Annotated in this window: 23 protein-coding genes; 19 read left to right on the forward strand and 4 right to left on the reverse strand. The window is 63.7% G+C overall.

Annotated elements, in window-relative coordinates; translation table 11 throughout:
- From ACK41V_RS19180 to ACK41V_RS19200, 5 genes are all read left to right on the forward strand, one after another.
- Positions 1 to 2,055: indolepyruvate ferredoxin oxidoreductase family protein (locus ACK41V_RS19180; RefSeq protein WP_409784655.1), on the forward strand; the 2,055-nt coding region annotated here is incomplete at its 5' end.
- 286 nt (positions 2,056 to 2,341) lie between these two features.
- Complete coding sequence (gene yajC, locus ACK41V_RS19185) at positions 2,342 to 2,677, forward strand: preprotein translocase subunit YajC (RefSeq protein WP_409784657.1); 336 nt, start codon at positions 2,342 to 2,344, stop codon at positions 2,675 to 2,677.
- A 97-nt stretch (positions 2,678 to 2,774) separates the two neighbouring features.
- Positions 2,775 to 4,664 carry a protein translocase subunit SecD gene (gene secD, locus ACK41V_RS19190; protein WP_409784659.1) on the forward strand — a complete coding sequence of 630 codons (1,890 nt, stop codon included), beginning with the start codon at positions 2,775 to 2,777 and terminating at the stop codon, positions 4,662 to 4,664.
- 21 nt (positions 4,665 to 4,685) lie between these two features.
- Positions 4,686 to 5,636 (forward strand): protein translocase subunit SecF, encoded by a 951-nt coding sequence (gene secF, locus ACK41V_RS19195; RefSeq protein WP_409784661.1) that lies wholly within the window; start codon positions 4,686 to 4,688, stop codon positions 5,634 to 5,636.
- A 17-nt stretch (positions 5,637 to 5,653) separates the two neighbouring features.
- Positions 5,654 to 8,041 carry a DUF1631 domain-containing protein gene (locus ACK41V_RS19200; protein WP_409784663.1) on the forward strand — a complete coding sequence of 796 codons (2,388 nt, stop codon included), beginning with the start codon at positions 5,654 to 5,656 and terminating at the stop codon, positions 8,039 to 8,041.
- Positions 8,042 to 8,161: 120 nt separating this feature from the next.
- On the opposite strand, the gene dprA is transcribed toward ACK41V_RS19200, so the two are convergent.
- The gene (gene dprA, locus ACK41V_RS19205) at positions 8,162 to 9,328 is read right to left on the reverse strand and encodes a DNA-processing protein DprA (protein ID WP_409784688.1); all 1,167 of its coding nucleotides are present in this window, start codon (positions 9,326 to 9,328) and stop codon (positions 8,162 to 8,164) included.
- 73 nt (positions 9,329 to 9,401) lie between these two features.
- The gene (locus ACK41V_RS19210; protein ID WP_409784664.1) at positions 9,402 to 10,604 is read right to left on the reverse strand and encodes a LysM peptidoglycan-binding domain-containing protein; all 1,203 of its coding nucleotides are present in this window, start codon (positions 10,602 to 10,604) and stop codon (positions 9,402 to 9,404) included.
- A 199-nt stretch (positions 10,605 to 10,803) separates the two neighbouring features.
- On the opposite strand from ACK41V_RS19210, the gene def reads away from it, so the two are divergent.
- The 13 genes from def to ACK41V_RS19275 all read left to right on the forward strand — a co-directional run bounded on the left by def (position 10,804) and on the right by ACK41V_RS19275 (position 22,269).
- Positions 10,804 to 11,313 carry a peptide deformylase gene (gene def, locus ACK41V_RS19215; RefSeq protein WP_409784665.1) on the forward strand — a complete coding sequence of 170 codons (510 nt, stop codon included), beginning with the start codon at positions 10,804 to 10,806 and terminating at the stop codon, positions 11,311 to 11,313.
- Positions 11,310 to 11,828 carry a hypothetical protein gene (locus ACK41V_RS19220; RefSeq protein ID WP_409784666.1) on the forward strand — a complete coding sequence of 173 codons (519 nt, stop codon included), beginning with the start codon at positions 11,310 to 11,312 and terminating at the stop codon, positions 11,826 to 11,828. The genes def and ACK41V_RS19220 overlap by 4 nt, the downstream gene beginning before the upstream one ends.
- Positions 11,829 to 11,854: 26 nt before the next feature.
- Positions 11,855 to 12,850, forward strand: coding sequence for a methionyl-tRNA formyltransferase (gene fmt / locus ACK41V_RS19225; RefSeq protein WP_409784667.1), 996 nt, complete (start codon positions 11,855 to 11,857; stop codon positions 12,848 to 12,850).
- A complete protein-coding gene (locus tag ACK41V_RS19230; protein ID WP_409784668.1) occupies positions 12,847 to 13,671 on the forward strand; it encodes an AzlC family ABC transporter permease in 825 nt (274 codons plus the stop codon). The genes fmt and ACK41V_RS19230 overlap by 4 nt, the downstream gene beginning before the upstream one ends.
- Before the next feature lie 58 nt (positions 13,672 to 13,729).
- On the forward strand, positions 13,730 to 14,065 hold the full coding sequence (locus ACK41V_RS19235; protein ID WP_409784669.1) for an AzlD domain-containing protein: 336 nt from the start codon (positions 13,730 to 13,732) through the stop codon (positions 14,063 to 14,065).
- 172 nt (positions 14,066 to 14,237) lie between these two features.
- Complete coding sequence (locus ACK41V_RS19240) at positions 14,238 to 15,437, forward strand: phosphoglycerate kinase (protein ID WP_409784671.1); 1,200 nt, start codon at positions 14,238 to 14,240, stop codon at positions 15,435 to 15,437.
- Positions 15,438 to 15,646: 209 nt separating this feature from the next.
- A complete protein-coding gene (locus ACK41V_RS19245; protein ID WP_409784673.1) occupies positions 15,647 to 16,336 on the forward strand; it encodes a hypothetical protein in 690 nt (229 codons plus the stop codon).
- Positions 16,333 to 16,890, forward strand: coding sequence for a FlgO family outer membrane protein (locus ACK41V_RS19250; protein WP_409784674.1), 558 nt, complete (start codon positions 16,333 to 16,335; stop codon positions 16,888 to 16,890). The genes ACK41V_RS19245 and ACK41V_RS19250 overlap by 4 nt, the downstream gene beginning before the upstream one ends.
- 146 nt (positions 16,891 to 17,036) lie before the next feature.
- Complete coding sequence (gene pyrF, locus ACK41V_RS19255) at positions 17,037 to 17,864, forward strand: orotidine-5'-phosphate decarboxylase (protein ID WP_409784676.1); 828 nt, start codon at positions 17,037 to 17,039, stop codon at positions 17,862 to 17,864.
- Between the two features lie 55 nt (positions 17,865 to 17,919).
- Positions 17,920 to 18,816, forward strand: coding sequence for a LysR family transcriptional regulator (locus ACK41V_RS19260; RefSeq protein WP_409784678.1), 897 nt, complete (start codon positions 17,920 to 17,922; stop codon positions 18,814 to 18,816).
- Positions 18,817 to 18,972: 156 nt separating this feature from the next.
- Positions 18,973 to 19,947: a Bug family tripartite tricarboxylate transporter substrate binding protein gene (locus ACK41V_RS19265; protein WP_409784679.1), complete on the forward strand. Its 975-nt coding sequence runs from the start codon at positions 18,973 to 18,975 to the stop codon at positions 19,945 to 19,947.
- Positions 19,944 to 20,945 carry a succinylglutamate desuccinylase/aspartoacylase family protein gene (locus ACK41V_RS19270; RefSeq protein ID WP_409784680.1) on the forward strand — a complete coding sequence of 334 codons (1,002 nt, stop codon included), beginning with the start codon at positions 19,944 to 19,946 and terminating at the stop codon, positions 20,943 to 20,945. The genes ACK41V_RS19265 and ACK41V_RS19270 overlap by 4 nt, the downstream gene beginning before the upstream one ends.
- 202 nt (positions 20,946 to 21,147) lie before the next feature.
- On the forward strand, positions 21,148 to 22,269 hold the full coding sequence (locus tag ACK41V_RS19275) for an ABC transporter substrate-binding protein (protein ID WP_409784682.1): 1,122 nt from the start codon (positions 21,148 to 21,150) through the stop codon (positions 22,267 to 22,269).
- A 117-nt stretch (positions 22,270 to 22,386) separates the two neighbouring features.
- Here ACK41V_RS19275 and ACK41V_RS19280 read toward each other — a convergent pair whose 3' ends face one another.
- A complete protein-coding gene (locus tag ACK41V_RS19280; protein WP_409784684.1) occupies positions 22,387 to 23,340 on the reverse strand; it encodes an EamA family transporter in 954 nt (317 codons plus the stop codon).
- Positions 23,341 to 23,354: 14 nt separating this feature from the next.
- The gene (locus ACK41V_RS19285) at positions 23,355 to 23,795 is read right to left on the reverse strand and encodes an acyl-CoA thioesterase (protein ID WP_409784685.1); all 441 of its coding nucleotides are present in this window, start codon (positions 23,793 to 23,795) and stop codon (positions 23,355 to 23,357) included.
- Positions 23,796 to 24,083: 288 nt separating this feature from the next.
- Between ACK41V_RS19285 and ACK41V_RS19290 the strand changes: the two genes are divergently transcribed.
- Positions 24,084 to 26,066, forward strand: coding sequence for a methyl-accepting chemotaxis protein (locus tag ACK41V_RS19290; RefSeq protein ID WP_409784687.1), 1,983 nt, complete (start codon positions 24,084 to 24,086; stop codon positions 26,064 to 26,066).
- Positions 26,067 to 26,161: the final 95 nt, after the last annotated feature.

The raw sequence follows: 26,161 nt of genomic DNA on the forward strand, positions 1-26,161 counted from the left end.
GAGGGCGTGACCTGGGTGGGCCAGGCCCCGTTCACCACGGACCAGCATGTGTTTGCCAACCTGGGCGACGGCACCTATTTCCACAGCGGGCTGCTGGCCATCCGCCAAAGCATCGCCGCGGGCACCACCATCACCTACAAGGTGCTCTACAACGACGCCGTGGCCATGACCGGCGGCCAGCAGGTGGGCGAGCGGCCCGAGGGCCACTCGGTGCTGCAGATCATGAACAGCCTCAAGTCCGAGGGCGTGGTCAAGCTCATCATCGTCACCGACGAACCGCAGAAGTACGACGGCGTGGCGCTGGCCGAGGGCGTGACGGTGCACCACCGTGACGAGCTCGATACGCTGCAGCGCCAGTTCCGCGAGATCAAGGGCTGCACGGTCATCATCTACGACCAGACCTGCGCCACCGAAAAGCGCCGCCGCAGGAAGCGCGGCACCCTGGCCACGCCCGACAAGACCGTGGTCATCAACGACCTGGTGTGCGAGGGCTGCGGCGATTGTTCGACCAAGTCCAACTGCCTGAGCGTGGAGCCGGTGGAGACGGAATTCGGCCGCAAGCGCCGCATCAACCAGAGCACCTGCAACAAGGACTACTCATGCGTGAACGGCTTCTGCCCGAGCTTCGTGACGGTGGAGGGCGGCAAGCTCAAGAAGCCCAAGAAGGAAAAGAAGGGCGACCTGTCGGCACTGCCGCCGCTGCCTGAACCAGTTCTGCCTGTGGCCGAGACGGCCTGGGGCATCGTGGTCGGCGGCGTGGGCGGCACGGGCGTGATCACCATCGGCTCGCTGCTGGGCATGGCAGCGCACCTGGATGGCAAGGGCGTCATCACCCAGGACGCCGGTGGCCTGGCCCAGAAGGGCGGCGCCACCTGGAGCCACATCCAGATCGCCAACCGCCCCGAGGCCATCTACACCACCAAGGTCGACACCGCCAAGGCGGACCTGGTGATCGGTTGCGACTCCATCGTGGCGGCGCACAAGTACACGCTGGCCGTGATGCAGCCGGGCCGCACCTTCGTGGCGCTGAACACGCACGGCACGCCCACAGCGGCGTTTGTGACCAACCCGGATTGGCAGTTCCCTGGCGCCAACTGCGACAGCGCGATCATCGCGGCCGTGGGCGCGGGCGGCGTCGGTGCCTTTGACGCGGAGCAGGTGGCCACGCAACTGCTGGGCGACAGCATCTACACCAACCCACTGATGCTGGGCTACGCCTGGCAGAAGGGCCGTGTGCCTCTGACGTTCGCCTCGCTGATGCGCGCCATGGAACTCAACGGCGTGCAGGTGGACAACAACAAGGCAGCGTTTGAATGGGGCCGCCGCTGCGCAAACGACCTGGCGTCGGTGCAATCGCTGTTTGCAGCGGCCCAGGTGATCCAGTTCGTCAAGAAGCCGTCATTGGTGGAAATGGTGAGCAAGCGCGTGGACTTCCTGACCGGCTATCAGAACGCTGCCTACGCATCCGAGTACCAGACGTTCGTCGACAAAGTGAAGGCCGCCGAAGCGAAGCTGGGCACCGGCACCAAGCTGTCGGAAGCCGTGGCGCGCTACCTGTTCAAGCTGATGGCGTACAAGGACGAGTACGAGGTGGCCCGCCTGCACACCGACAAGGCCTTCACGGACAAGATCGCGAACATGTTCGAAGGCGACTACAAACTGGTGCACCACCTGGCACCGCCTATGACGGCCAAGAAGAACGACCGCGGCGAGCTGGTCAAGCAGCCCTTCGGCCCGTGGATGCGCAGCGCCTTCGGTGTGCTGGCCAAGCTCAAGGGCCTGCGCGGCACGGCGTTCGATGTGTTCGGCCGCACCGAAGAGCGCCGCATGGAGCGCGCGCTGATCGTGGAATACCGCACCTGCATCGATGAGCTGCTGGCCACGCTGAATGCCGACAACCTGGCACTGGCGGTGGAGATTGCGCGCATCCCTGAAGAAATCCGTGGCTACGGCCATGTGAAAGAGCGCCATCTGCACCTTGCCCGCCCCAAGTGGGACGGCCTGATGGCCCAGTGGCGCAGCGGCCAGGCACCGGGCGAGCGCAAGGCGGCCTGACGGGTGGCGGGCAGGAAGCCCGCCATGCGATGCGTCTTTTACTACTAAAAGAATAGCTGCTAGCGCTTTATAGATAAGCGCTAGCGGCCATTTTTACCAAAACTTTTCGGGCCAAACGCCATGGCGCACTACGGGCGAGCAAACACCCGCCAGCCCCTTGGGTCATCCCCTGGCGGCAATTGGCAGGGTGCCGCATACAATGCCCTGTTCTGCCCCGGCGTCCGCTACAGCGCGCGCCCGCGGCGGGTTTCGTGAATTTTGACCATCCGTTTGTGGAGTCCAGTCCGTGTTTATTTCTTCTGCTTTTGCCCAAACCGCACCCGCTGCCGCCGCTGAAGGCGGCAACATGATGTCCTCACTCACGGGCATGCTGCCGTTGGTGCTGATGTTTGTGGTGCTGTACTTCGTCATGATCCGCCCCCAGATGAAGCGCCAGAAAGAACACCGCGCCATGATTGACGCCATCGCCAAGGGCGATGAAGTGGCCACCGCTGGCGGCATCGTCGGCAAGGTCACGCGCCTGTCCGAAGGCTTTTTGCACCTTGAAATCGCCAGCAATGTCGAAGTGCAGATCCAGCGCAGCGCTGTGGTCCAGGTGCTGCCCAAGGGCTCGGTCAAATAAGAGCAAGCCCTGGGGCTTGTTGAATAAAACGATGAAAGGGCGGCAGGCTTGCGAGCAGGCCGCCCTTTGAAGCTTTCCGAGAGGTAAGAGCGCGATCATGAACCGATATCCGGTCTGGAAATACGCGATCCTGGTGATCGTGATGCTGGTGGGGATTTTGTACACCCTGCCCAACTTCTTCGGCGAGGCGCCTGCGGTGCAGGTCTCGTCAGCCAAAGCCACCATCAAGGTGGACGCGGCGGTGCAACAACGGGTGGAAGACGCGCTCAAAGCCGCAGGCGTCACGTCCGACTTTGTGACCCTGGAGGCGGGTTCGGTGCGTGCGCGCTTTGACACGCCCGATACCCAGCTCAAGGCCAAGGACGCCATTCAGAAGGCGCTGATCCCTGATGAGAGCGATCCATCGTTTGTCGTCGCGCTGAACCTGATCTCGCGCTCGCCCCTGTGGCTGAAGGCGCTACACGCCAACCCCATGTACTTGGGCCTGGACTTGCGCGGCGGCGTGCATTTCATGCTGCAGGTGGACATGCAGGCCGCGCTGACGAAAAAGGCGGAATCGTATGCAGGTGACTTGCGCACCGCGCTGCGCGACAAGGGCATTCGCCACGGCGGCATAAGCCGTGAAGGCCAGGCCGTGGACATCCGGGTGCGCGATGAAGCCACGTTGACCGCTGCGCGCAACCTCATCACCGATCAGTTTGCAGATCTGCAGAGCATCAGCGCTCCCGAAGGCAGCGAGTTCAAGCTGCGCGTCACCATCAAGCCCGAGGCCACGCGCCAGGTGCAGGAGCAGGCGCTCAAGCAGAACATGGTGACGCTGCACAACCGGATCAACGAGCTGGGCGTGGCCGAGCCGGTGATCCAGCAGCAGGGCCTGGACCGCATCGTGGTGCAACTGCCCGGCGTGCAGGACACCGCCCAAGCCAAGCGCATTCTGGGCCGCACCGCCACGCTGGAAGTGCGCCTGGTGGACGAGGGCACCGAAGCCCGAGCGGCCGAAACCGGTCGTGGCCCGGTGCCATTTGGCTCCGAACGCTACATGGACCGCAACAGCCAGTCCGTCATCGTGAAAAAACAGGTCATCCTGACCGGCGAGAACCTGACCGACGCGCAGCCCGGCTTTGACGGCCAGACGCAGGAACCGACGGTCAACCTCACGCTGGACGCCAAGGGCTCGCGCATTTTCCGCGACATCACACGCGAGAACGTGGGCAAGCGCATGGCCATCATCCTGTTCGAAAAGGGCAAGGGCGAGGTGGTGACTGCGCCCGTGATCCGCACCGAAATCGGCGGTGGCCGCGTACAAATCTCCGGCAGCATGACCACAGCAGAAGCCAACGACACCTCGCTGCTGCTGCGCGCGGGCTCGCTGGCGGCGCCCATGGAAATCATCGAAGAGTTCACCATCGGCCCAAGCCTGGGTGCCGACAATATCGAGCGCGGCATTGACAGCGTGGTGTGGGGCATGGTCGCCATTGCGGTGTTCATGTGTATCTACTACGCGCTTTTCGGTGTTTTCTCCACGGTGGCCTTGGCGGTCAACGTGCTGATGCTGGTCGCCGTGTTGTCCATGCTGCAAGCCACGCTCACGCTGCCCGGCATTGCGGCCATGGCGCTGGCCATCGGTGTTGCCATTGACTCCAACGTGCTGATCAATGAGCGCATCCGCGAAGAATTGCGCGCAGGTGTAGCGCCACAGGCCGCCATCCATACGGGCTATGAGCGTGCCTGGTCCACCATTCTGGACTCCAACGTCACCACGCTGATCGCCGGTGTGGCGTTGCTGGCCTTCGGTTCGGGCCCTGTGCGTGGGTTTGCGGTGGTGCACTGCATCGGCATTTTGACCAGCATGTTCTCCGCGGTGTTCTTCTCGCGCGGTTTGGTCAACCTCTGGTATGGCCGCAAGAAGAAGCTCAAGAGCGTGTCCATCGGCACGGTGTGGAGGCCAGAGGCCAACGCGCCGTCCTTGCCCTCAGAGAACCCATAAATACCAAGAAGGAATAAGAGCATGGAGTTCTTTCGAATCAAAAAAGACATCCCGTTCATGAAGTACGCGTTGGTGCTCAACGCGATCTCCTTCATCACCTTTGCGCTGGCGGTCTTCTTCCTGATCACACGCGGCCTTCACCTGTCGGTGGAGTTCACCGGCGGCACGGTGATGGAGGTGGCCTACACGCAGACAGCCGACATCGGCAAGGTGCGCGAAACGGTGGCGGGACTGGGCTACGCGGATGTCATCGTGCAAAACTTTGGCACCTCGCGCGACGTGATGATCCGGTTGCCGGTGCAAAAGGGCGTTACGTCGGCCCAGCAGAGTGAGCAGGTGTTGGGCGCGCTGAAAGCAGCCAACCCCGAGGTGACGCTGCGCCGCACCGAGTTCGTCGGCCCCCAGGTGGGCGAGGAACTGGTGCATGGCGGCTTGATGGCCTTGGGCATGGTGGTGCTGGGCATCGTGATCTACCTTGCCATGCGGTTTGAGTGGAAGTTCGGCGTAGCGGCGGTGATCGCCAACTTGCACGATGTGGTGATCATCCTGGGCTTTTTTGCGTTCTTCCAGTGGGAGTTTTCACTCGCCGTGCTGGCAGGTGTGCTGGCGGTGCTGGGCTACTCGGTCAACGAATCGGTTGTTATCTTTGACCGGATCCGGGAGGCCTTCCGCAAGTACCGCAAGATGACGACGCATGAGGTGATCGACCACGCCATCACCAGCACGATGAGCCGCACCATCATCACTCACGCTTCCACGGAAGCCATGGTGTTGTCGATGTTCTTCTTCGGCGGCCCCAGCCTGCATTATTTTGCGCTGGCACTGACCATCGGCATCTTGTTCGGCATCTATTCATCGGTGTTTGTGGCCGCCGCCATTGCCATGTGGTTGGGGGTCAAGCGCGAGGACCTGGTCAAGCCCGCCAAAAAGGACGGGGATCCGAATGATCCTCACGCCGGGGCAACCGTCTGAACCGGTAATATCTACCCATGCAGCCCACGCCCTCTTCCGTTCCGCAGCGCCGACTGGCCCGCCAGGCGCGCCAGCGGTTCGTGGAGGGACTCTGCGCAGGTCTGGGCGACCTGGACAAAATCGTATTGGACTTTGTCACCACGCTGATGACCCAGACGGGCACAGCGCGCGAGATGCAGTCCCGGCGCGATATGTGGATGACCTACCAGCAGCACAACGCAGGCTGGATTGACCGTGCAGGTAAAGCGTGGCGTGAAGCGCTTGCTCCCCATGTCAGCACCACGCGCGGCAGCCATGTCCCCGCGGGCCTGGGGGGGAGCCAGTTTGAGTTGCTGAGCGACGATGTGGTCGAAAACAAAATCGTGGCGTCGCGCATGGCACTGACGGTGAGCGAGCAGGTCAGCAACCAGTTTGACACCCTGCGCCAACGCACGCAGTCCCTGGAGGGGCAGGACCTCGACAACAGCGACATCCTGCGGCCCGACACCGTGTGCCTGTTGCTGGTAGAGCAGTGGGTGGAGGCAGGCCTTCCCCGCACCGACCTACTGACCGTGGTGGACCCGCTGCAGCGCGAGTTGGCCAATTTGCTGCAAAAGCAATACCAGGCCGTCAATGTGTTTTACGTTGAGCAAGGCGTTACGCCGCAAACGGATTTGAAGTCGCGCGTGCGGCGCACGTCGGGCGGCTCGGTGACAGGATCGGGCAACAGCAGCGAATCGGGCGCCGGTGGTCTGGCCTCGCAGGCGCTGGCCCAGACGCGCGAAGCCATGGCCGCCGCGCGCGGGGGCATGGTGCCGCAACAACCGCCTCCACGCGGAGGCGGCGCTCATCCGCAGCAACACCGCGGTCAGCCCCCTGGCGGCTACCCGCAGCGGGGGATGCAGACGGCCTTTGCGACGGGCATGACGCCGCTGTCGCGGGCTCGCCAACGGGCACAAGGCGTGATGGGGCAACTGCGCCGCTTGCTCACCCAGCCCGCCACAGGCTTTGACATGGTGAACGCGCCCCCCGCCTCCGCCGCATTGGCCCATGCACTCACCGCGCACCGGGTGCACGCAGACACCTACTACAGCGGTGTCGCCACCCTGATGGAAGACTACAGCCCGGCAGCGGTGGTGCAGCTGGTAGGCACCGTGCGCGAGCGCTCGACCGAACTCAAGAAGAAGGCCAATACCGCGGGTGAAAAGGCCATCATTGAAGTCGTGGCTCTGATGTTCCAGAGCATCTTGGCGGAGGACCGAATTCCCCCGGCCGTGCGCGTGTGGTTCGCGCGCCTGCAGGTCCCCGTGCTCCGCGTCGCCTTGGCAGAACCTGAGTTCTTCAGCAACCTGGACCACCCCGCCCGCAAGCTGATCGATCGCATGGGTGCGTGTGTGATGGGCTTTAACGCCACCACCATCAACGGCAGTGCACTGGAAGCCGAAATTCGCCGGGTGGTGCAGGTCATCGAGCAATACCCCGAGACAGGGCGGCGCGTCTTCCAACTGGTGTACGACGAGTTCGAGAAATTTCTGTCCAAGTTCTTGACTGAAAAGCAGGCCACTTCGCGTCTGGTGAGTGTGGCCCAGCAGGTGGAACAAAGAGAAACCTTGGCCATCCAGTACACGATTGAGCTGCGCACCATGCTGCGTGACATGCCGGTGCGCGATGAGATTCGTGAGTTTCTTTTCAAAACCTGGGCGGAAGTATTGGCCTTGTCAGCGGTACGCGACGGGCCCCAGCATGCAGACACCATCTCGCTCAAACGCACCGCGGCCGATCTGGTGTGGGCAGCTAGTGCCAAGCCCAACCGGAGCGATCGCGCGCAGGTGATTCAGAACCTGCCAGGGCTGCTGCAGCGCCTGCGCCAAGGGTTGGCGTTGATGAACGTGACCGGCGACGCACAGGACGTACAGATCAAGACACTGACCGACACGCTGGCCGATGCGTTTCTGTCCAAGACGGCATCGATCCCGCAGGCGCACATTGACGCCATGGCCAAGCGCCTGGCCAACCTCGAAGACTTCATCAGCGACGCCACGCTGGGCGACATGCCGCTCAATGCCGACAACATCGAAATGATGCTGGGCATCGATGCCTCGTCTATTTACGTGGTGGCCGACAACGGGGCGCCGGTGGATGACGCGATGGTGGTCTGGGCACAGGAGTTGCAGCCCGGCACCTGGTACACACTGGACCACAACGGCGCATCTGCCCAGGTCCAGTACGCTTGGCAAAGCCAGCGCAAGCAGTTGCATCTGTTTGCCGCCGTCGATGGCAGCAGTTATCTCATCCAGTTGCGCCGTTTGGCGGCTTACCTGCAGGCCGGTCTCTTGGTCGCCCAGGATGAAGAAGGCCTGACACTGCGCGCCACGCGTGATGCACTGGCCAAGTTGGATGCCAATCCCGAGCGCTTGCTGGACTGATTCGGCGGGCCCTGCGACCGTTTAAGCAGTCTGAGACAGGTCGATTTGTAGGGCCTTCACTCGCGCCCTTTGCATTTCCGGTGCGCTCGCTCCTGGGGATGGATGGACTACCCCGTGCGCTCAGGCGTTTCCCATCCTCTGAAACAGACCGCCAGGGAGCCGGGCTACACGGCCTTCCAGCTCTAGCTCCAACAGCGCGACCTGCAGCGATGCCGCGTCCATGCCCGTGCGCGCGACCAACGCATCCACGCTCATCGGATCAAAGCCCAGGGCTTCAAGCAACGGGCCCTTGGGCTCGTCAGCGTCTGTTGCCTTACCCATTGAAGCGGTGTCCAAACCCTGACCCACCCCGGCGACTGCAGGCATGCGCAGTTCTTCGAGTACATCCTGAGCCGACTCAACCAACTTGGCGCCCTGGCGTATCAACGCATGGCAACCGCGCGACTGAGGCGCGTGGATAGACCCGGGGATTGCGAACACCTCTCGACCCTGTTCCACCGCCATCCGCGCGGTGATCAGCGAGCCGGAGGCGAGGGCGGCCTCTACCACCAGCGTCCCCTGGGAAAGCCCGGAAATGATGCGGTTGCGTTTGGGAAAATTTGCGGGGAGTGGCGGCGTCCCCAAGGGGTACTCGCTCACCAACAAGCCATTCGCTGCGATGCGGTGGGCGAGATCCAGGTTTTTGCGCGGGTACACCCGGTCCAGCCCCGTTCCAACGACCGCAATCGTGGCAGGCGAGTCTGAACCTTGCGCCGCCACATCCAGCGCTCCCTCGTGCGCAGCCGCATCGACTCCCAAGGCCAGCCCCGACACAATCGTGAGCCCAGCACCGTGTAAGGCCCGTGCAAATAGTCGGGCGTTTTCCGCACCCTGCGCTGTAGGATTGCGACTGCCCACGACGGCAAGACAACGTTCACGCGGGAACGGTTGATGATCCAGCAGACGCGCTGGCCCCATCAGGTACAGCAGTAGAGGCGGGTCTTCGGTATCCAGCAAGGCCTGCGGGTACCGGATGTCACCCAAGGTGATCACAGCGCGCGCCGGTCCCCCAGGATCTGCGGAGGCCAACCACGTTGCCGTGGTCTCCAGCAAGTCATCCAGTGTGGGGGGCACCTGACACAATGCGCGCGCCTGTGAGGGTGTCACGCATTGCCGCAGTGCCGCTTCAGACTGCTGAAAGATGGCTTGGGGGAGCCCGAACGCCGAGAGCAGTCGCCGAGCGGCGCCATTGCCAACACCCGCGGACAAGGTCAGGCGCAGCCCAGCCCCAAGGGCATCGCGATCCAGCGGCTGAGAATCAGACACGGCGCGGGGGCAGATTGAATCTCTGCCCCATCGCCCAAAGCAGCCTGGCGAATGCTTACTGCGGGTTGACCATTCGGTCACCCACTCGAACACCGTTGCGAATTTCCAAGATCAACGCATAAGACACACGGTCAAAGGTGCGAAACACCATGGCTGTACCGTTGGTTTCGCTGGGCAGCTTGATCATGGCCTTACCGCCGTCCGTCGAATCTTTGATGCGTTCGCCATTGCTCACAATGTTCAAAACATGTCCAGCTTCAACACCATCTTGAATCCCTAGATTGATGGCGACCACCTGATTCTGAGCAGCATACGCCACTGCGGAGCCTCCATAAATCGACACCACACGGGCATCAATATCGACCTGAGGTGCCCGCGGCGTATAACTGGTGAATACCCGAGCCGGTGCAGGCAGCAGGCGATCACCCGCTCGAATTTCCTCTTTGGCAGCCGTCAAATCAACAGTCGCTGGAACGTACTCTGCGGTGTAGCCGCCCTTGCTATTGGGGGTGTCCTCGAACGACTCTCCACGTACCAGTTCAGCCTTGCCAAGGTACTGGGCCTCATAACCCAGAACTTCTCCAGTCACAGGATCTTTCAGTGCTACCGCATCCCGGAACACACGGTAGTGCCGCGGTTCACCGGCCTCAGCGCGCAGTGGAGCGGCCGCGTCACCCCGAACGTAGGCTCGGTCACCACTGGCCATCAGAACACGCTGTTCAGTCGTGGCCACAATGCGTGGGGCCTGCTGCAACACCTGCGCATCCACCACCAAGGGTTCTACCAAGAAGGGTTCAATGAGATGGGGCTTCAACGTCGGAAGCGCGTTATCGGACAGGCTCTCGGTGCGGGTGCGCGGGGATACCCGCACCGTTTCCGTCATGCCCGGCCGACTGGTTGTCAGACGGGCATAGCCTCCCGTTTTGTCCAGATATAGAGTTTGACCGGGGAAAATGAGGTGAGGATTCGCAATGGACTGCAGGTTCATGCCCCACAACTCTGGCCAGCGGTACGGCCGCAAGAGATACATCCCCGAAATGCCCCACAACGTATCGCCGCGCTTGACGGTGTAGCTGTCCGGGGCGTTTGGCGCGAGTTCCGACAAGGGAATCCCGCGCTCTGACACCTGCTGGGCAGTGGCACGCTGGCCACCGGAGATCGGGAAGTTTTGGGCCTGAGCGGGAGCCACCAGCAGAGCGCCAGCAATGATGGTGAGCGCGCCCAGGGCGGTCCGCCGCACGCTGGTGAATGCCGTCATGTTGTTCCTTTTTTCATGCATTGTGAAACGCCCCCTCACTGGCGCCACGACGCTCGCGGCATGCGAGCGACCGGGCAAATACGTTACAAACCATCTGAGATTCTCTGCTCAAGCCCTTGATTCGGCAACGATTATTGGCTTTCGGGGCTGCAGCAGCGCTCAAAAGTGGCGAAAATAGCGACATCTCTTACCTGTATCCATGGCAATCCTTCCCATTCTCTGCTACCCGGACCCCCGGCTTCACAAGGTGGCGCAACCCATTCAGGCGGTGGACGACCGCGTCCGGACCCTCGCTTCCGACATGCTCGCCACCATGTATGACGCCCATGGCATTGGCCTTGCCGCCACGCAAGTGGATGTGCATGAGCGGCTGGTGGTCATCGATGTGTCTGAAGAGCGCAACGAACCGCTGGTGCTGATCAACCCGGAAATTGTCTGGGCCAGCGCCGAAAAACACTTAAACGATGAAGGCTGCCTGTCGGTGCCAGGCATCTACGACGGCGTGGAGCGTTTTGATGCCGTGCATGTCCGCGCACTGGACGACAAGGGCATATCGCGTGTCATTGAAGCCGATGGTTTGCTGGCCGTGTGTATCCAGCACGAGATGGACCACCTGATGGGCAAGGTGTTTGTGGAATACCTCTCGCCCCTCAAACGCAACCGCATCAAGACCAAGATGATCAAACAGCAGCGGGAGTCCCGCGAGTGAGCGCTGCGGCGCTCTGCTCCCGCCCGGGCGGCAGAGTGCTGGCGCGCCTGGCGTTGGTGGCGCTCGTGCTGCACCTTGCAGGCTGCGCCTTGCCCGCCAAGGAAACCCCCGGCACGCCTCAGGCGGAGGTCATCGCCAGACTGGGCCCGCCCACCGCCATCTATGCGCTGCCATCCGGGCAGCGGCTGCTGTATTCAGAGCTTCCTGCTGGTTTTGCCGCTTACAACCTCGATTTCGATGCGACTGGCCGTCTGGTGCGCAACGAACAGGTGCTTACCCAGACGCGGTTTGAGACCATTCCTGTGGGCGTGTGGACCTTGGGCGACGTCCAGCGCACGTTCGGCCCCCCTTTGCTGGTGGAACGCGTGGCCCGTTTTGATGGGGACATCTGGACCTACCGCTTCCGCCAGAACTCCGACCCGCGCCTGGCCCATGTGCACATAGATCGCCAAGGCATCGTCCGCTCGGTGATGTTCACCGACGAACTGCCCCTCTTCGACAACGCGCGCGATTGAGCGCGTACCCACTGACCTTGGTTCCCATGAGAGTCATCTTTGCCGGCACGCCCGAGTTTGCCCGTGTTGCGCTGCAGCGTTTGCTGGACGCGGGTTTTACCGTTCCGCTCATCCTCACCCAGCCCGATCGCCCTGCGGGCCGGGGCATGAAGCTGCAGGCGTCGCCAGTCAAACAGTGTGCACTGGACCATGGCATCACAGTGGCGCAACCCCGCAGCCTGCGGCTGGACGGCAAATTTCCAGACGATGCGGCCGCTGCGCGCGAAGCCCTTTTGGCTGCGCAGGCTGATGTGATGGTGGTCGCCGCCTATGGCCTCATCCTGCCGCAGTGGGTGCTGGACCTTCCACCCAAAGGGTGTCTGAACATCCACGCCAGCCTGCTGCCCCGCTGGCGTGGCGCCGCGCCCATCCACCGGGCGATTGAGGCTGGCGACGCCGAAACGGGTGTCACCATCATGCAGATGGATGCGGGTCTGGACACGGGTGCCATGCTGCTGATGGAACGCACCGCCATTGCCCCTGCTGACACCACCGCATTGCTCCATGACCGCCTCGCCACCCTGGGTGGGCGCATGATCGTCGAAGCCCTGGAGCTGGCGGCCTGCGGAGGGCTGAACGCCACGCCGCAGCCAGCCGAAGGCGTCACCTACGCCCACAAGATCGAAAAAGCCGAAAGCGCCATTGACTGGTCTTTGCCCGCCGCCACGATCAGCCAACGCATCCGGGCCTTTGACCCGTTTCCGGGCGCGAGCACGGACGTTGGCGGGGAAACCATCAAGATATGGTCTTGCGAAATTGATAGCACACAACTCTTTACAGACAAGCGCTACGGCCATATTTTGTCTGTAAATGACACGGGCATCACCGTGGCGTGCGGGGAGGGCGCCCTGCGGCTGACGACCTTGCAGCGCGCAGGGGGCAAGCGGCTGCCGGCGGCAGACTTCCTGCGAGGGTTCGACCTGGCGCCCGGTGTGGTGCTGGGCCACACTTCATCGCACACCGCGGTATCGACGCCGCCATGAGCCGCACCGCGGTCATCCGCAACACACTGCGCCACCCCTCGTTCCGGCTCGCCGCGGTGGACATGGCGGGCACGTCGCTGGGCATTGCGGCCTGGGGCCTGGTCACCGGCGTGGCCATGGTCAAAAGTGGCATGCCGGTGGGCTTGGCTGTGTTCATGTCCCTGGCGGTCTATGCGGGCAGCGCGCAGCTCGCGGTCATCCCGCTTCTGTCGGTGGGCGCTCCGCTCTGGGTCATCTGGCTCACGGCGGCATGCGTCAACCTGCGGTTTGTAATTTTCAGCAGCATGTGGCGCAGCTACTTTGCGCACCTGCCGCTGCGCCAGCGCCTGGCCATCGGGTATTTCAGCGGTGACGTTATCTATGTGGCCTTCATGAAGCGGTTTCCCGAGCCGCGCCCGGAGCCTGAGCAGATCCCGTATTTCTGGGGCGCCGCAAGCTCCAATTGGCTGGCTTGGCAGGTGCCGTCAATCGCCGGCATCCTGCTGGCCAACGCCGTTCCGCTGTCCTGGGGCCTGGGCTTTGCGGGCGTGCTGGCTCTGCTGGGGGTGCTGCTGTCGCTGCTGTTTGACCGGGCCACCTGGCTGGCCACGGGGGTTGCCGCCACCGCTGCCATTGCGGCATTTGCGTTACCCCTGAAGCTCAACATCCTCGTCGCGCTGGCGGCAGCCGTGGCCGCAGGCCTGCTGATGGAGGCGGTCGACCACCGCCGCCACAAGCCAGAACTGCTGCTGGTGCCCGCCAACAGCGTGATGCCGCCTGAAGAACGGGAGCATGTGGCCGCGGGCGATGTGGTGCCGCTGCGTGAGGAGAGGCACCCATGAGGGCAGCGCCAGGCATCTCAAGCCAGGCTCGCACCGCACGCAGCGCGGAGGTTCACCCATGAGCTGGTCCTGGATCGGCCCCTTTCTGGCCATCGTGGGCCTGGCGGTCATCACCATCGTGTCGCGCTCGTTCTTCATGATTCCCGAGCGCGAGCTGCCGCTGCCCGACTGGCTCAAGCGCGGGCTCAAATACGCGCCGCTGGCGGCGCTCACGGCCGTCATCGCTCCCGAGATCCTCATGACCCAGGGCGAGTTCATCGACACCTTCATGGACGCGCGCCTTCCCGCCGTGCTGTGCGCCAGCGCGTATTACTTCTGGCGCCGCGGCATTCTGGGCACCATCGTGGTGGGCATGGCGGTATACCTGCCGCTGCACATTGGCTGGGGCTGGTGAAGCAGACCCCCCCTGAGTCGCCTTCGGCGCCTTCCCCCGGAGGGGGACGCACCTGATGGCCTGGCGGAGCCAGTTCCACGGGTGCACTGGCGGGGGGCGCGGCAGCTGCATAGGCTGCGATCACTAAAATGGCGGCGCTGATCCAAGTGCCCTTCACTAAGCTAACCACTCCATGAACATCCTCCGCTTTTCCGACCTGTGTGCCCAGGGCAAGGCCCAAGGCCAGCGCGTCTTCATCCGTGCCGACCTCAATGTGCCGCAAGACGACGCCGGCAACATCACCGAAGACACCCGCATCCGCGCATCCATCCCCTGCATTCGCATGGCGCTGGACGCAGGCGCCGCGGTCATGGTGACCAGCCACCTGGGTCGGCCAACGGAAGGCGCGTTCAAGCCCGAGGATTCCCTGGCCCCCGTGGCCACACGTTTGGCAGAGCTGCTGGGCACCGAGGTGCCGCTGGTCTCGGACTGGGTGGGCGGCGTCACCGTGGCCCCCGGCCAGGTTGTGCTGCTGGAGAACTGCCGTCTTAACGTGGGCGAAAAGAAGAACAAGGAAGAACTGGCGCGCAAGCTGGCTGCGCTGTGCGACATTTTTGTGAACGACGCGTTCGGCACCGCGCACCGCGCTGAAGGCACCACCTACGGCATCGCACAGTTCGCGCCCATCGCGTGCGCAGGGCCCCTGCTGTCGGCAGAAATCGACGCGCTCACCAAAGCCCTGGCGCAACCCCAGCGCCCGCTGGCAGCTATCGTGGCGGGCTCCAAGGTGTCGACCAAACTCACCATCCTCAAAAGCCTGGCCGACAAGGTGGACCAGCTCATCGTGGGCGGCGGCATTGCCAACACCTTCATGCTGGCCGCGGGCCTGCCCATTGGCAAAAGCCTGGCCGAACCCGACCTGCTGGACGAAGCCCGTGCCGTGATGGCCGCCATGAAAGCGCGCGGCGCCGAAGTGCCGATTCCCACCGATGTGGTCACCGCCAAGACCTTTGCCGCAGACGCGCCCGCTACGGTGAAGGCGGCCGCCGATGTGGCCGCTGACGACCTGATCCTCGACATTGGCCCTGAAACCGCCAAACGCCTGGCAACACAGCTCAAGTCCGCCGGAACCATCGTCTGGAACGGCCCGGTCGGTGTGTTCGAATTTGCCGCGTTTGAAAACGGCACGCGCGAAATCGCCCAGGCCATCGCCGAATCGCCCGCCTTCAGCATTGCCGGCGGCGGCGACACCCTGGCCGCCATCGCCAAATATGGGATTGAAAAACAGGTGGGCTACATCTCCACCGGTGGCGGCGCGTTTCTGGAGATGCTGGAAGGCAAAACCCTGCCTGCGTTCGAGATTCTGGAAAAGCGATCAGTTACAAATAACTGACACTGGATACAAATCGGCGCAAAGGCAAATGCAGCTATGCGTAAGCAGGCGCGCCAATATGTGACCAAAAACAACGAATTGCGTGTGCCATGGCGCAGTTACCTCATTTTTTTCTTGTTTTTGTTGAGTATCGCGCCCAGAATTATTTTTCAATCGCGTGGGATGTATCTGTTTATGTCCCCGCCTCTCAAAGTCCGTAGGAGGGAATTATGAAATTTTCAAAAGCAGTCAGCTTGGCGGTGCTCGCCGGCGCTGTGGCCACGTTGGCGGGATGTGCTTATCGTTCGCCAATTCCCCTGGCGGAAAACTTTGAGCTGACTGTACAACCCAAGGTCCGATCAGCGGGTCACTGGGAACTAGTTTCCCAAGATGTCGCGGCACAAACTCTCGGCACACTCGATAAGGCGGGCATTGCTCCCGGAACTCAGTTGCACGTGGCATTGCCTGCCAACCCCAGTTCGTTTGACTTGGCGTTCCGTGATTTTCTGATCACGAAGCTGGTGCAAAGTGGTGCGCCTGTACTGCAAAACCCCGGTCAGACGCTGGATGTGACTTACCACACTCAACTGGTGCGCCATAACAGCGCCCGACCACACTTCGTCCCGGGCCAGTTCACGATGATCGCAGCGGGTCTGATGGCGGCATATGGTCTTCGCCATGAGCATTTGGACGTCCAATTGCTCGCGACGTTGGGGCTTACCTCGCTAGCAGACTATGGTGCCAGTATCAATTCGGGCGGCCCCACCAACACTGAAATGATCCTGACTACTACCGTCACGCGGGGTGGCCAATACGTGGCACGCAAGACGGATGTCTACTATCTCGAAAATGCTGATACGCCGCTTTTCCTGCGTCCGTCGTATTACAAGAACGTCAACATGAAGGTAGTCTCGCAATGAAATCCGCAGCACTTCTGACCGCGCTGGCCGCAGCAGCTTTGCTGAGTGCCTGCGCCAACACTGGCACGACCGTACGCACAGATCCCACGTACCAGGAAGCTGCCAACAACCAGTTCCTGACCAGCAGCCGTGACGCAGTTTCCAAGCTCACTGCCGGTTTTGACTTGGGTGCAGCAGGCGGTGGCCCGGTCCTCGTCGCCACCGTGGTCAATGTGAACGACCTGAGCCGGTCGGCTCCTCTGGGTCGCACACTGTCCGAGCAATATGCTTCGCACATGGCAACGAGCGGCTTTAACGTTAAGGAAATTAAGCTGCGTGGTGATGTGTTTGTGCGCGAAGGTGCTGGCGAGTTGTTGCTGTCGCGGGAGATCAAAGACATTGCGCGCAACCACAATGCATCGATGGTGCTGGTAGGTACCTACTCTGCTGCAGCCAACTTCACCTACGTGAGCCTCAAGCTTGTGCGCACGGAAGACAGCCGTATTGTGCGCGGCCATGACTATGCGCTACCCAATGACCGGGACGTTCAGCGTTTGCTGGCAGTTCCTCGCTGATCCGAGCGCTACTCCCCAAAAGGCCGTCCAGACGGCCTTTTTTATTGCCTGCGCTCAGGTCAAGTTCTGACATCCCGCAACCCGATTCGATCGCCCCTCCAGAGCAATCGCCAAAGGCCGAGCCCACCCACATAAAATCACGCCCCATGACCTTTACCGACATGCTGCGCGACGCCACGGCGCAGAACAACTCTCTGCTGTGCGTGGGCCTGGACCCGGAACCCACGCGGTTTCCGGCGGGGATGTTGGGCGATCCGCGCAAGATTTATGACTTCTGCGCTTCCATCGTTGATGCGACGGCCGACCTTGTATGCGCCTTCAAGCCCCAGATTGCCTACTTTGCCGCCCACAGCGCCGAAGACCAGCTCGAACGCCTGATGCAGCACATGCGTGCCAACGCGCCGCATGTGCCGGTGATCCTGGACGCCAAGCGCGGCGACATTGGCTCCACGGCCGAGCAGTACGCCAAGGAGGCGTTTGAGCGCTACGGCGCCGACGCGGTCACGCTGTCGCCCTTCATGGGGTTTGACTCGATCGAGCCCTACCTGGCCTACCACGGCAAGGGTGCGTTCTTGCTATGCCGCACCTCCAACCCGGGCGGCGACGATCTGCAGACGCAGCGCTTGGCCAGCGTCGAAGGCCAGCCACTGATGTACGAACATGTGGCGCGCCTGGCGCAGGGGCCGTGGAATAAGAACGGCCAACTGGGTCTGGTGGTGGGTGCCACCTACCCGCAGGAGATCGAGCGCGTGCGCGCCATTGCGCCCACGCTGCCGCTGCTGATCCCCGGCGTGGGTGCTCAGGGCGGCGACGCCGCCGCCACGGTGCGTGCCGGGCTGCGCGAAGGCGGGCCGATCATCGTGAACTCGTCGCGCTCCATCCTGTACGCCTCCAAGGGCGAGGACTTTGCAGCCGCAGCGCGCACCGAGGCCCAGCGCACCCGCGCGGTGCTCGAAACGGCCCGCGCGCGCTGACACCTCACTTCTAGCCCCACAGCCTTCGCGCCACCGCTGCAACCGAATCATCCCCATGCAGCTCAAATGGCTGGAAGACTTCATCGTGCTGGCGCAGGAGCGCAGCTACACCCGCGCGGCCGAACTGCGGCATGTCACCCACCCCGCCTTTGGACGCCGCATCCGCGCGCTGGAGGCCTGGGCGGGCACTCCGCTGGTGGAACGCGGCGGTGGCCCCGTCACGCTGACACCTGCCGGGCAGAGCTTTCTGGAAACAGCGGGCCACATGGCACGCAGCCTCTCGCAGTCGCATGAGGAATTGCAAAGCCTCGCCGGGCGGCAGGCCCGCACGGTGACGCTGGCCACCGGCCGCACCCTGGCACGCACGGTGGTGGCCGACTGGCTGGTGCGGCTGCAGCCGATTCTTCAAGGCGCTGAGCTGTGCATCCGCACCCGCGCGTTGGCCGACACGGTGGCGATGCTGGAGCGCAACGAGGCCGATTTCTCGCTGGTCTACCACCACCCCGCGCTGGCCATACGGCTGGATGCGCGCCAGTTCATGCATGTGACGGTGGCGTCTGACCGGCTGGTGCCGGTGTCGCGCGCCACCGCGCAAGGCCAGGCGCTGCACCGGTTCGGGCCCGACGCCACGCTGATCCCTTACCTAGCGTATGCGCCGCAGCTGGCGCTGGGCCGGCTGGTGGAAGACCACCTGGCGCAAAACCCCCACGCACCGCGGCTGCAGCGGGTGGTGGAATGCGACTCTGCCGACGCCCACTACGAGTACGTGCAGAAGGGCCTGGGTGTGGCCTGGCTGCCGTGGTCCATGGTGCATGCGGACTGCAAAGCCAAACGGCTGGCCCTGGCGGGTGATGCGCGCATGGAGGTGCGTTTTGACGTGCGGCTGTACCGGCCTAAGCGGCGGCTGGGGCCGCTGGCCGAGGCTTTGTGGAAAGCCCTGTCGCAGCGCTGACCCTTCGGGTTTTCATCAAGTGGATGAACGGTATTGGCAAGGGTTGGTGCCGTTTCGGCACCACTGAGACGGGGGTGCCTTTTCACAATGAGGTCACACCAGCGCACTTTTGAACAATGTGCACCCCGCCTCACCACGCAACCCTAGGACCCCACCATGAAGAACACCCCCTCCTTGCGCCGCACCGCCCTGCTGTGTGGTTTGGCCCTCCTGGCCGTACCCGCCTTCGCGCAAGATGCCTACCCCTCCAAGCCCATCACCATCGTGGTGGGCTACCCGCCGGGCGGCAGCACCGACCTGACCGGCCGCAACGTGGCGCTGGAACTGAGTGCCAAGCTGGGCGTGCCTGTGGTCATTGAAAACATTGGCGGCGCAGGCGGTGCGATTGGCGCACAGAAGGTGGCCAGCGCGGCACCGGACGGCTACACCTTTCTGGTGGGCGCCAGCAACGAGCTGGCCATCGTCAATCTGGTGAACAAAAAAATCAAATACGGCCCCAAGGATTTCACCGCCATCGGCCTCGTGGCCTCCCAGCCGCTGGTGCTGGTGGCATCGACCAGCGCGGGCGTCAAGAACCTGGCCGACTTCACGCAGAAGGTGTCCAAGAACCCTGGCAAGTTCAGCTATGGCAGCTCCGGCGTCGGCACCTCGCTGCACCTGGCGGGCGAGATGGTCAAGGAGCAGGGCAAGCTCTTCATGACCCACATCCCCTACCGCGGTGTGGCGCCGCTGACCAACGACCTCATGGGCAACAACCTGGAATACGGCGTGTTCGTGCTTTCCAGCGGCCTGCCGCACATCAAGAGCGGCAAGGTCATCGCCCTGGGCACGACGGAAGCCAAGCGCTCAGCCACCACGCCCGACATCCCCGCGCTGGCCGAAACACCGCAGTACAAGAACGTGGACATTGGCGTGTGGTTTGCGCTGATGGGCCCGCCCAACCTGCCCAAGCCGGTGTTCGACAAGGTGAAGAAAGCGTTGAACGACACGCTGCAGTCGCCCGATTTCAGGAAGAAGATGGAAGCCAGCGGCTCCACCGTGGCGGCCACCACCGTGAACATGGATCAGTTCCTGGCCACCGAAGTAGCCAAGTACAAGAAGATTGTTGAATTCGCCAAGATCGAAGAATGAGCACCGCAGCACTCCCCGACACAGCCGTGCAACCACTGGCTTTTGAGCTGCCCGCGCCGGACATCGCCGCCTGGCGCGCAGGCAACACCGGTACACCGGGCGTGTGGCACTTTGACTCTGGCCAACCCGGCCGCCACGTGATGGTCAGCGCCCTGGTGCACGGCAACGAGCTGTGCGGCGCCTGGGCCTTGAAGGGCCTGCTGGAAGCGGGCGTGCGACCGCAGCAGGGCACGCTCACGCTGGCGTTCTGCAACCTGGATGCCTTCAACCGGTTTGACGCCAGCAACCACGACGCCTCGCGCTTCACCGACGAAGACCTCAACCGCCAATGGCTGGACGCGCGCATCGATGCCGCCGATACCAACGAGCGCCGCCGCGCCGCCGCGCTGCGCCCGTTTGTGGCGCGGGCCGACTGGTTGCTCGACATCCACTCGATGCACGAGCCCTCGGCACCGCTGCTGCTGACCGGCATCCAGCCACGCAACCTGGACTTGGCGCGCGCCATGCGTTCGCCCGAGCACATCGTGGTCGATGCGGGCCACAAGGACGGCGTGCGCATGCGCGACTACGGACGCTTCGGCCTGCTGGACGAGGAGGGCGGCGACACGCGCTCGCTGCTCGTCGAATGTGGCTTTCACGGAGACCCGGCCAGCCGCGCCGTGGCACAGGACCAGTGCGTGCGCTTCATCGAACAGTCCGGCGCCGTGAGCGCAGACGCCCTGGCGCAGCAACTGCCCGGCTGGCGCCTGCCTGATGCGCCGCGCCAGTGGGCGCTAGAGGTGACCGGCCCCGTGGTGGCCACGAGCAGCGCCTTCCGCTTTGCGGAGCCCTACACGGGGCTGGAGCTGTTCGAAAAGGCCGGCACCGTGATTGGTGACAACGATGGCGTGCCGGTGACAACGCCGTACGACAACTGCGTGCTGGTGATGCCCTCGGTGCGCCAGGCGCGCGCGGGCGTCACGGTGGTGCGGTTCGCACACCGCAAGGCGCTGGCCTAGCCGGTTTTTCTTATGGTGGCGGGCGTGCCGTGTGACGGCACCCCTGCAGCGCCGTACCTCCTAACGCCATCCCGGCGCAATCACCCACCGCCCCCACCCGCTGGGCTGAGTGGCCTCCCATAGAGCCCGATGCATGACTGGCCGCCACGGTGGCGGCTTGTCGTCGGGCGCCCGTTTTCTCAACGAACCAAAGGACACCGCCATGAAAGTCTGGCTACTGGTCTTGCTGTTGCTCGCCCCTTTGCACAGCGGTGCACAGGATGTGCCCAAGGATGACATCGTGCTCGGCCAATCGGCGTCCTTCAGCGGCAGCTTTGCCAGCCAGGCGGCGGCGTATCGCGACGGTGCGTTGCTGTATTTCAACGAGGTGAACCGCCGCGGCGGCATCCACGGGCGAAAGATCCGCCTGGTGTCGCTGGACGACCAGTACAAGCCCGATCTGGCCATTGCAAACACCGTCAAACTGATCGAAGAGCACAAGGCATTCGCGCTGGTGCACTACACTTGGACGCCCGTGGCCCGCGCAGTGATACCGGTGGCCACGCAATACAAGGTGCCGTTTTTTGCGCCCTACACCGGCGCCAGTGATGTCTACCAGTCGAGCAGTCCGGTGGTCTTCACGGTGCGGGCCAGCTTCCAGGCCGAACTGGAGATGATCATCCGGCACATCACCACGCTGGGCATCCGCAAGATTGCGTTTGTGCGCTACACCAGCAAGACTGGCGACGAGCTGCTTGCTGACTTGAAGCCCTTGCTGCAAAAGTACGGCGCCACGCTGGTGGGCACTGGCAGCATGGCCAACAACTCTGCCAAACCGGAGGACGCCATCCAACAGCTGGCCCCCATCGAGGCGCAAGCCGTGCTGATGGGCGTGTCGGGCACCGACGCGGTGGCATTCATCAAAGGCTACGAGGCAGCCACCGGGCGCAAGGCGCAGTACTACGCACGCAGCCTGGTGGGCGCCAGGCAGTTGGCCGACGAGCTGGGCGACCAGGCCTTTGGCATATCCGTCACCCAGCTGGTGCCCAACCCCTTCAAGCAGGTGGTGGAGGTCAGCAAGGAGTACAACCGCCTGCTGAAAAGCGGCGGTTCCAGCGCCAAGCCGGACTACATCTCGTTCGAAGGATTCATCGCTGCCAAGGTGTTTGGCGAAGCCCTGAAACGCACCGGCCCCAACCCGACGCGCGCCGGGTTCATGCAAACACTGGCCGGCATGCGGGTGGACGTGGGCGGGTTTGAAGTGAAATTCAGCCCGGACAACCACAACGGGTCTGAGTTTGTCGACATGACCATGATCGGACGCAACGGGCGGTTGATCAACTGATCCCCTCCACACAAGATGCGCGCATGGCACGCCGGAGCCCGGCGCCACGCGTTGCAACTTTCTCCAGAAGCAACGGGTAGTTTTACTACTCTTTTTATAGCTATTAGCGCTTATCCATCAAGCGCTAGAGGCCAATTTGGCTTGAATTTTTGGCCCCAGCACCACACAGGCCAGTGCCGCCACCACCAGCGCAATGCCCGCCCACTGCCAGGGCGCCACGCCCTCGCCCAGCAGCAACCAGCCTGCCGTCAGTCCCACCACGGGCACCGCCAGGCTGAAGGGCGCCACGCGGTTGGCAGGGTAGCGCTGCAGCAGGTTGGTCCACAGCGCATAACCAACGATGGTGGCCGCCCAGCCCAGGTAGGCCACCGACGCCCACGCCAGCAGCGGCACATCCACCAGCGTTTGCCACTGCAGCCAGCGCGCGGCGTCGGGGTCAAACACGGCAGACAGCGCCACAAACGGCAGCACCGGCACCAAGCTGGCCCAGATCACAAACGCGAGCGGGTCAAACCCCGGGCTTTGCTGCTGCGCCAGGCGCGACACGATGTTGGACGCCGCCCACATGGCAGCGCCACACAGCGTCAGCAGCAGACCCGCCAACGTGGTGGCTGCCGCCGCCCCCACGCCAGACCCTGGGCCCACGTAGTTCATGGCAAAACACACCAGCCCCAGCGCGGCCAGCACCATGCCCCAGCGCAACGGCGGCCCGGGCCGTTCGCGCAGCAGCGCAAAACCAAACAGCGCCGTGAAGAACACCTGCGTCTGCAGCAGCACGCTGGCCAGCCCGGCCGTCATGCCCACCTTGAGGCCGATGAACAAAAACCCAAACTGCCCCACGCCCTGGAACAGCCCAAACAGCACCACCCAGCGCCAGTGCATGCGCGGTGGCCGCACCAGCAGCACCAGCGGCAGCGCTGCACACAAGTAACGCGCGGCGCCCAGCTGAAACGGGCTGAAGCTGCGCAGCCCCCATTTCATCGCGACAAAGTTCACACCCCACAGGATGACCACCACCAGCGCTGCGAGCAGGTCGCGCGCGCGCAGGGAGCCTCCCACCGGTCCGGACACTGACAGCGGCGCCGTCACTGCGCAGCGCGCGCAGCGTCGATGTGCGCCTGGGCGCGCTGGGCCAGCGCCATGTCACCGGGGGTCTCAGGGCTCCACTTGTCGACGGCGCGCGGGGCGTCGTCCGCGTCCACTGCGGTGTACACCGCCACGCAATGCACCACGTCCAGCAGCGCAGCACCGTCGATGGCACCGCTGCGCACCTCGACCGCCAGGCTCATGCTGGCTTCGTCGGTATGGGTCAGGCGCGCATGCACCTCCACCAGGTCGCCGGGGCGGATGGGGCGCACAAAGTCGGCGCCGCCCACAAATTGGGTGACACACGCGCCTTTGGCCCATGCGCTGGCGCAGGCGTATCCGGCTTCGTCGACCCAGCGCAGTACCGTACCCCCCGGGACACGGCCAGCTTGCAGCAGGCTGCTTTCAGACGCCAGAAAGCGCAGGGTGATTGAGTGCATGCAGGGTGCTCCAGATAAGGGTGTGGCTCATTATTCTCCAGCCCGGCGTTTGCCACGGGGCCGCAGGGTCGATCAGCGGGCGCGTTGGCGGCCCAGGCGATGTGCGCGGCCGATGTTCCGCGCAGGGCCGTGGGCTTGACCTGCGTCAAAACCCCACTGCCAGCAAACACCTACATTGCGTTACATCCCCCGCGTCCTGACCGAGGGAGCACCCCAGTCGGCGGCTGCCGACACCTGCCCGCCATGGGTTTTCCTCCTCCCGCGCACGTTCGTTGTGCGCCTATTGCCATGTCACTGCTTCACCGGTTGAACCTGCTCGAAAAATTCCTCATCCTGGGAACCCTCGGGCTCATGATGAGCGCGCTGCCCACCTACCTGACGGTCAGCGACTCGCTGCGCGCCATGGGCCATGCCCGCCAGGAGGCGCAAGGCGTGGCCCCCGCCCAGGCGTTGACCCGTCTGGTGCAGCACATGCAGGTGCACCGCGGCCTGTCGGCGGGAATGCTCGGTGGGGATGAAACCCTGGCGGCACGCCGCCCCGCTGCGCGCGATGCCGTCAACACCGCACTCGACGACGTGACCACCCGCTTTGCCGCCGCCAAGGTGCCCGCTGCCCCGATGGCCACCTGGACCCAGGCCCAACAGACCTGGCGCACGCTGGAGCAAGCGGTGGCCGCACGCAGCATCGAGCAGGCCCAGAGCACGGCGCAGCACACGCAGCTCATCGCATCGCTGCTGCAGCTCAACGAGGCACTGCTGCACGCCTATGGCCTGCAGATCGACCCCGACGCCGACACCCAGGCCTTGATCCAGGCGTCCCTGGCGCAAACCCCCATGCTGGGCGAAAAGCTGGGCATGCTGCGCGCCCAAGGCGCCAGCGCTCTGGGCAAGCGCGAGCTGACGCCGCAGGGCAAGGGCCAACTGCTGGTGCTGCAGCAGCGCGTGGCGGAGCTGCAGGCCGACACCTTCCGGGGGCTCGACCGCGCATTGCAGGGCAACCCCCGGCTGCAGACCGCTTTGGGCAGCAGCGTGCAGGCCGTGCAGGGGCAGATCCAGCAATCACTGCAGATGGCAGACCGCGACGTGATCAATGCCACCGATCTGACGCTGGCCTCCAAGGACTACTTCGACGCCTTCACCCGCACCATCGAAGCGCTGAACGCGCTCAACAACCTGTCCATGACCCACCTCGACCAGGCCTTGCAGGCCCGCGTGGCAACGCTGCAGCGCGGCCTGCTGTGGGTGGCGCTGGCCATGGTGGTCACGCTGTCGCTGACCAGCGCCATGGCGCTGGTGTTTGTGCGCTCCATGACCGCACCGCTGTCGCAGGCCGTGGGGTTGGCACGCGCCGTGGCGCAGGGCGACCTGAGCGGCGCTGAACTGCCCCATGGCACCAACGAAGTCGGCCAGCTGCTGCAAGCGCTGATGCAGATGCGCGCCCAGCTGACGGGCGTGGTGCGCAACGTACGGGGCGGGTCTGAAAGCGTGGCCACGGCCAGCGTGCAGATCGCGCAGGGCAACACCGATCTGTCGGCCCGCACCGAAAGCCAGGCCAGCGCGCTCGAAGAAACCGCAGCGTCAATGGAACAGCTCAACGCCACCGTGCGGCAGAACGCCGACAGCGCCCAACAGGCCAGCCAGCTGGCCGCCAACGCCAGCACCGTGGCCGTGCAGGGCGGCGCCGTGGTGGCGCAGGTGGTGGACACCATGCACGGCATCAACGCCTCGTCACAAAAGATCGCGGACATCATCGGCGTGATCGACTCCATCGCCTTTCAGACCAACATCCTGGCCCTCAACGCTGCGGTAGAAGCCGCACGCGCAGGCGAGCAGGGCCGTGGTTTTGCCGTTGTGGCCACCGAGGTGCGCAACCTCGCCGGGCGCAGTGCCGAAGCCGCGCGCGAGATCAAGGCGCTGATCAGCGCGAGCGTGGAACGCGTGGCACAAGGCAGCGCCCTGGTCGACCGCGCGGGCACCACCATGAGCGAAGTCGTCGCCTCCATCCGCCGCGTGACCGACATCGTCGGCGAGATCAGCGCCGCCAGCCACGAGCAGTCGCTGGGCGTGGCCCAGGTGGGCGAGGCCGTGACGCAGATGGACCAGGTCACGCAGCAAAACGCCGCCCTGGTCGAGGAAATGGCCGCCGCCGCCAGCAGTCTGCAGAACCAGGCCGAAGACCTGGTGCAGGTGGTGTCGGTGTTTCGGCTGGGGGACGAGGGCCAAAGTCGGCACATGGCACCACACTCCGTCAATTTGCTACAAATTCAATAGCTATTAGCGCTTATTCATCAAGGGCGGATTCAAGTCCAAGTGCAACAATAAAGTTAGTGGACTGAATCGGGCTGTTGTGCCAAGCGAGTCAAATG

The organism is Acidovorax sp. (assembly GCF_046291265.1).
Taxonomy (GTDB): domain Bacteria; phylum Pseudomonadota; class Gammaproteobacteria; order Burkholderiales; family Burkholderiaceae_C; genus Acidovorax.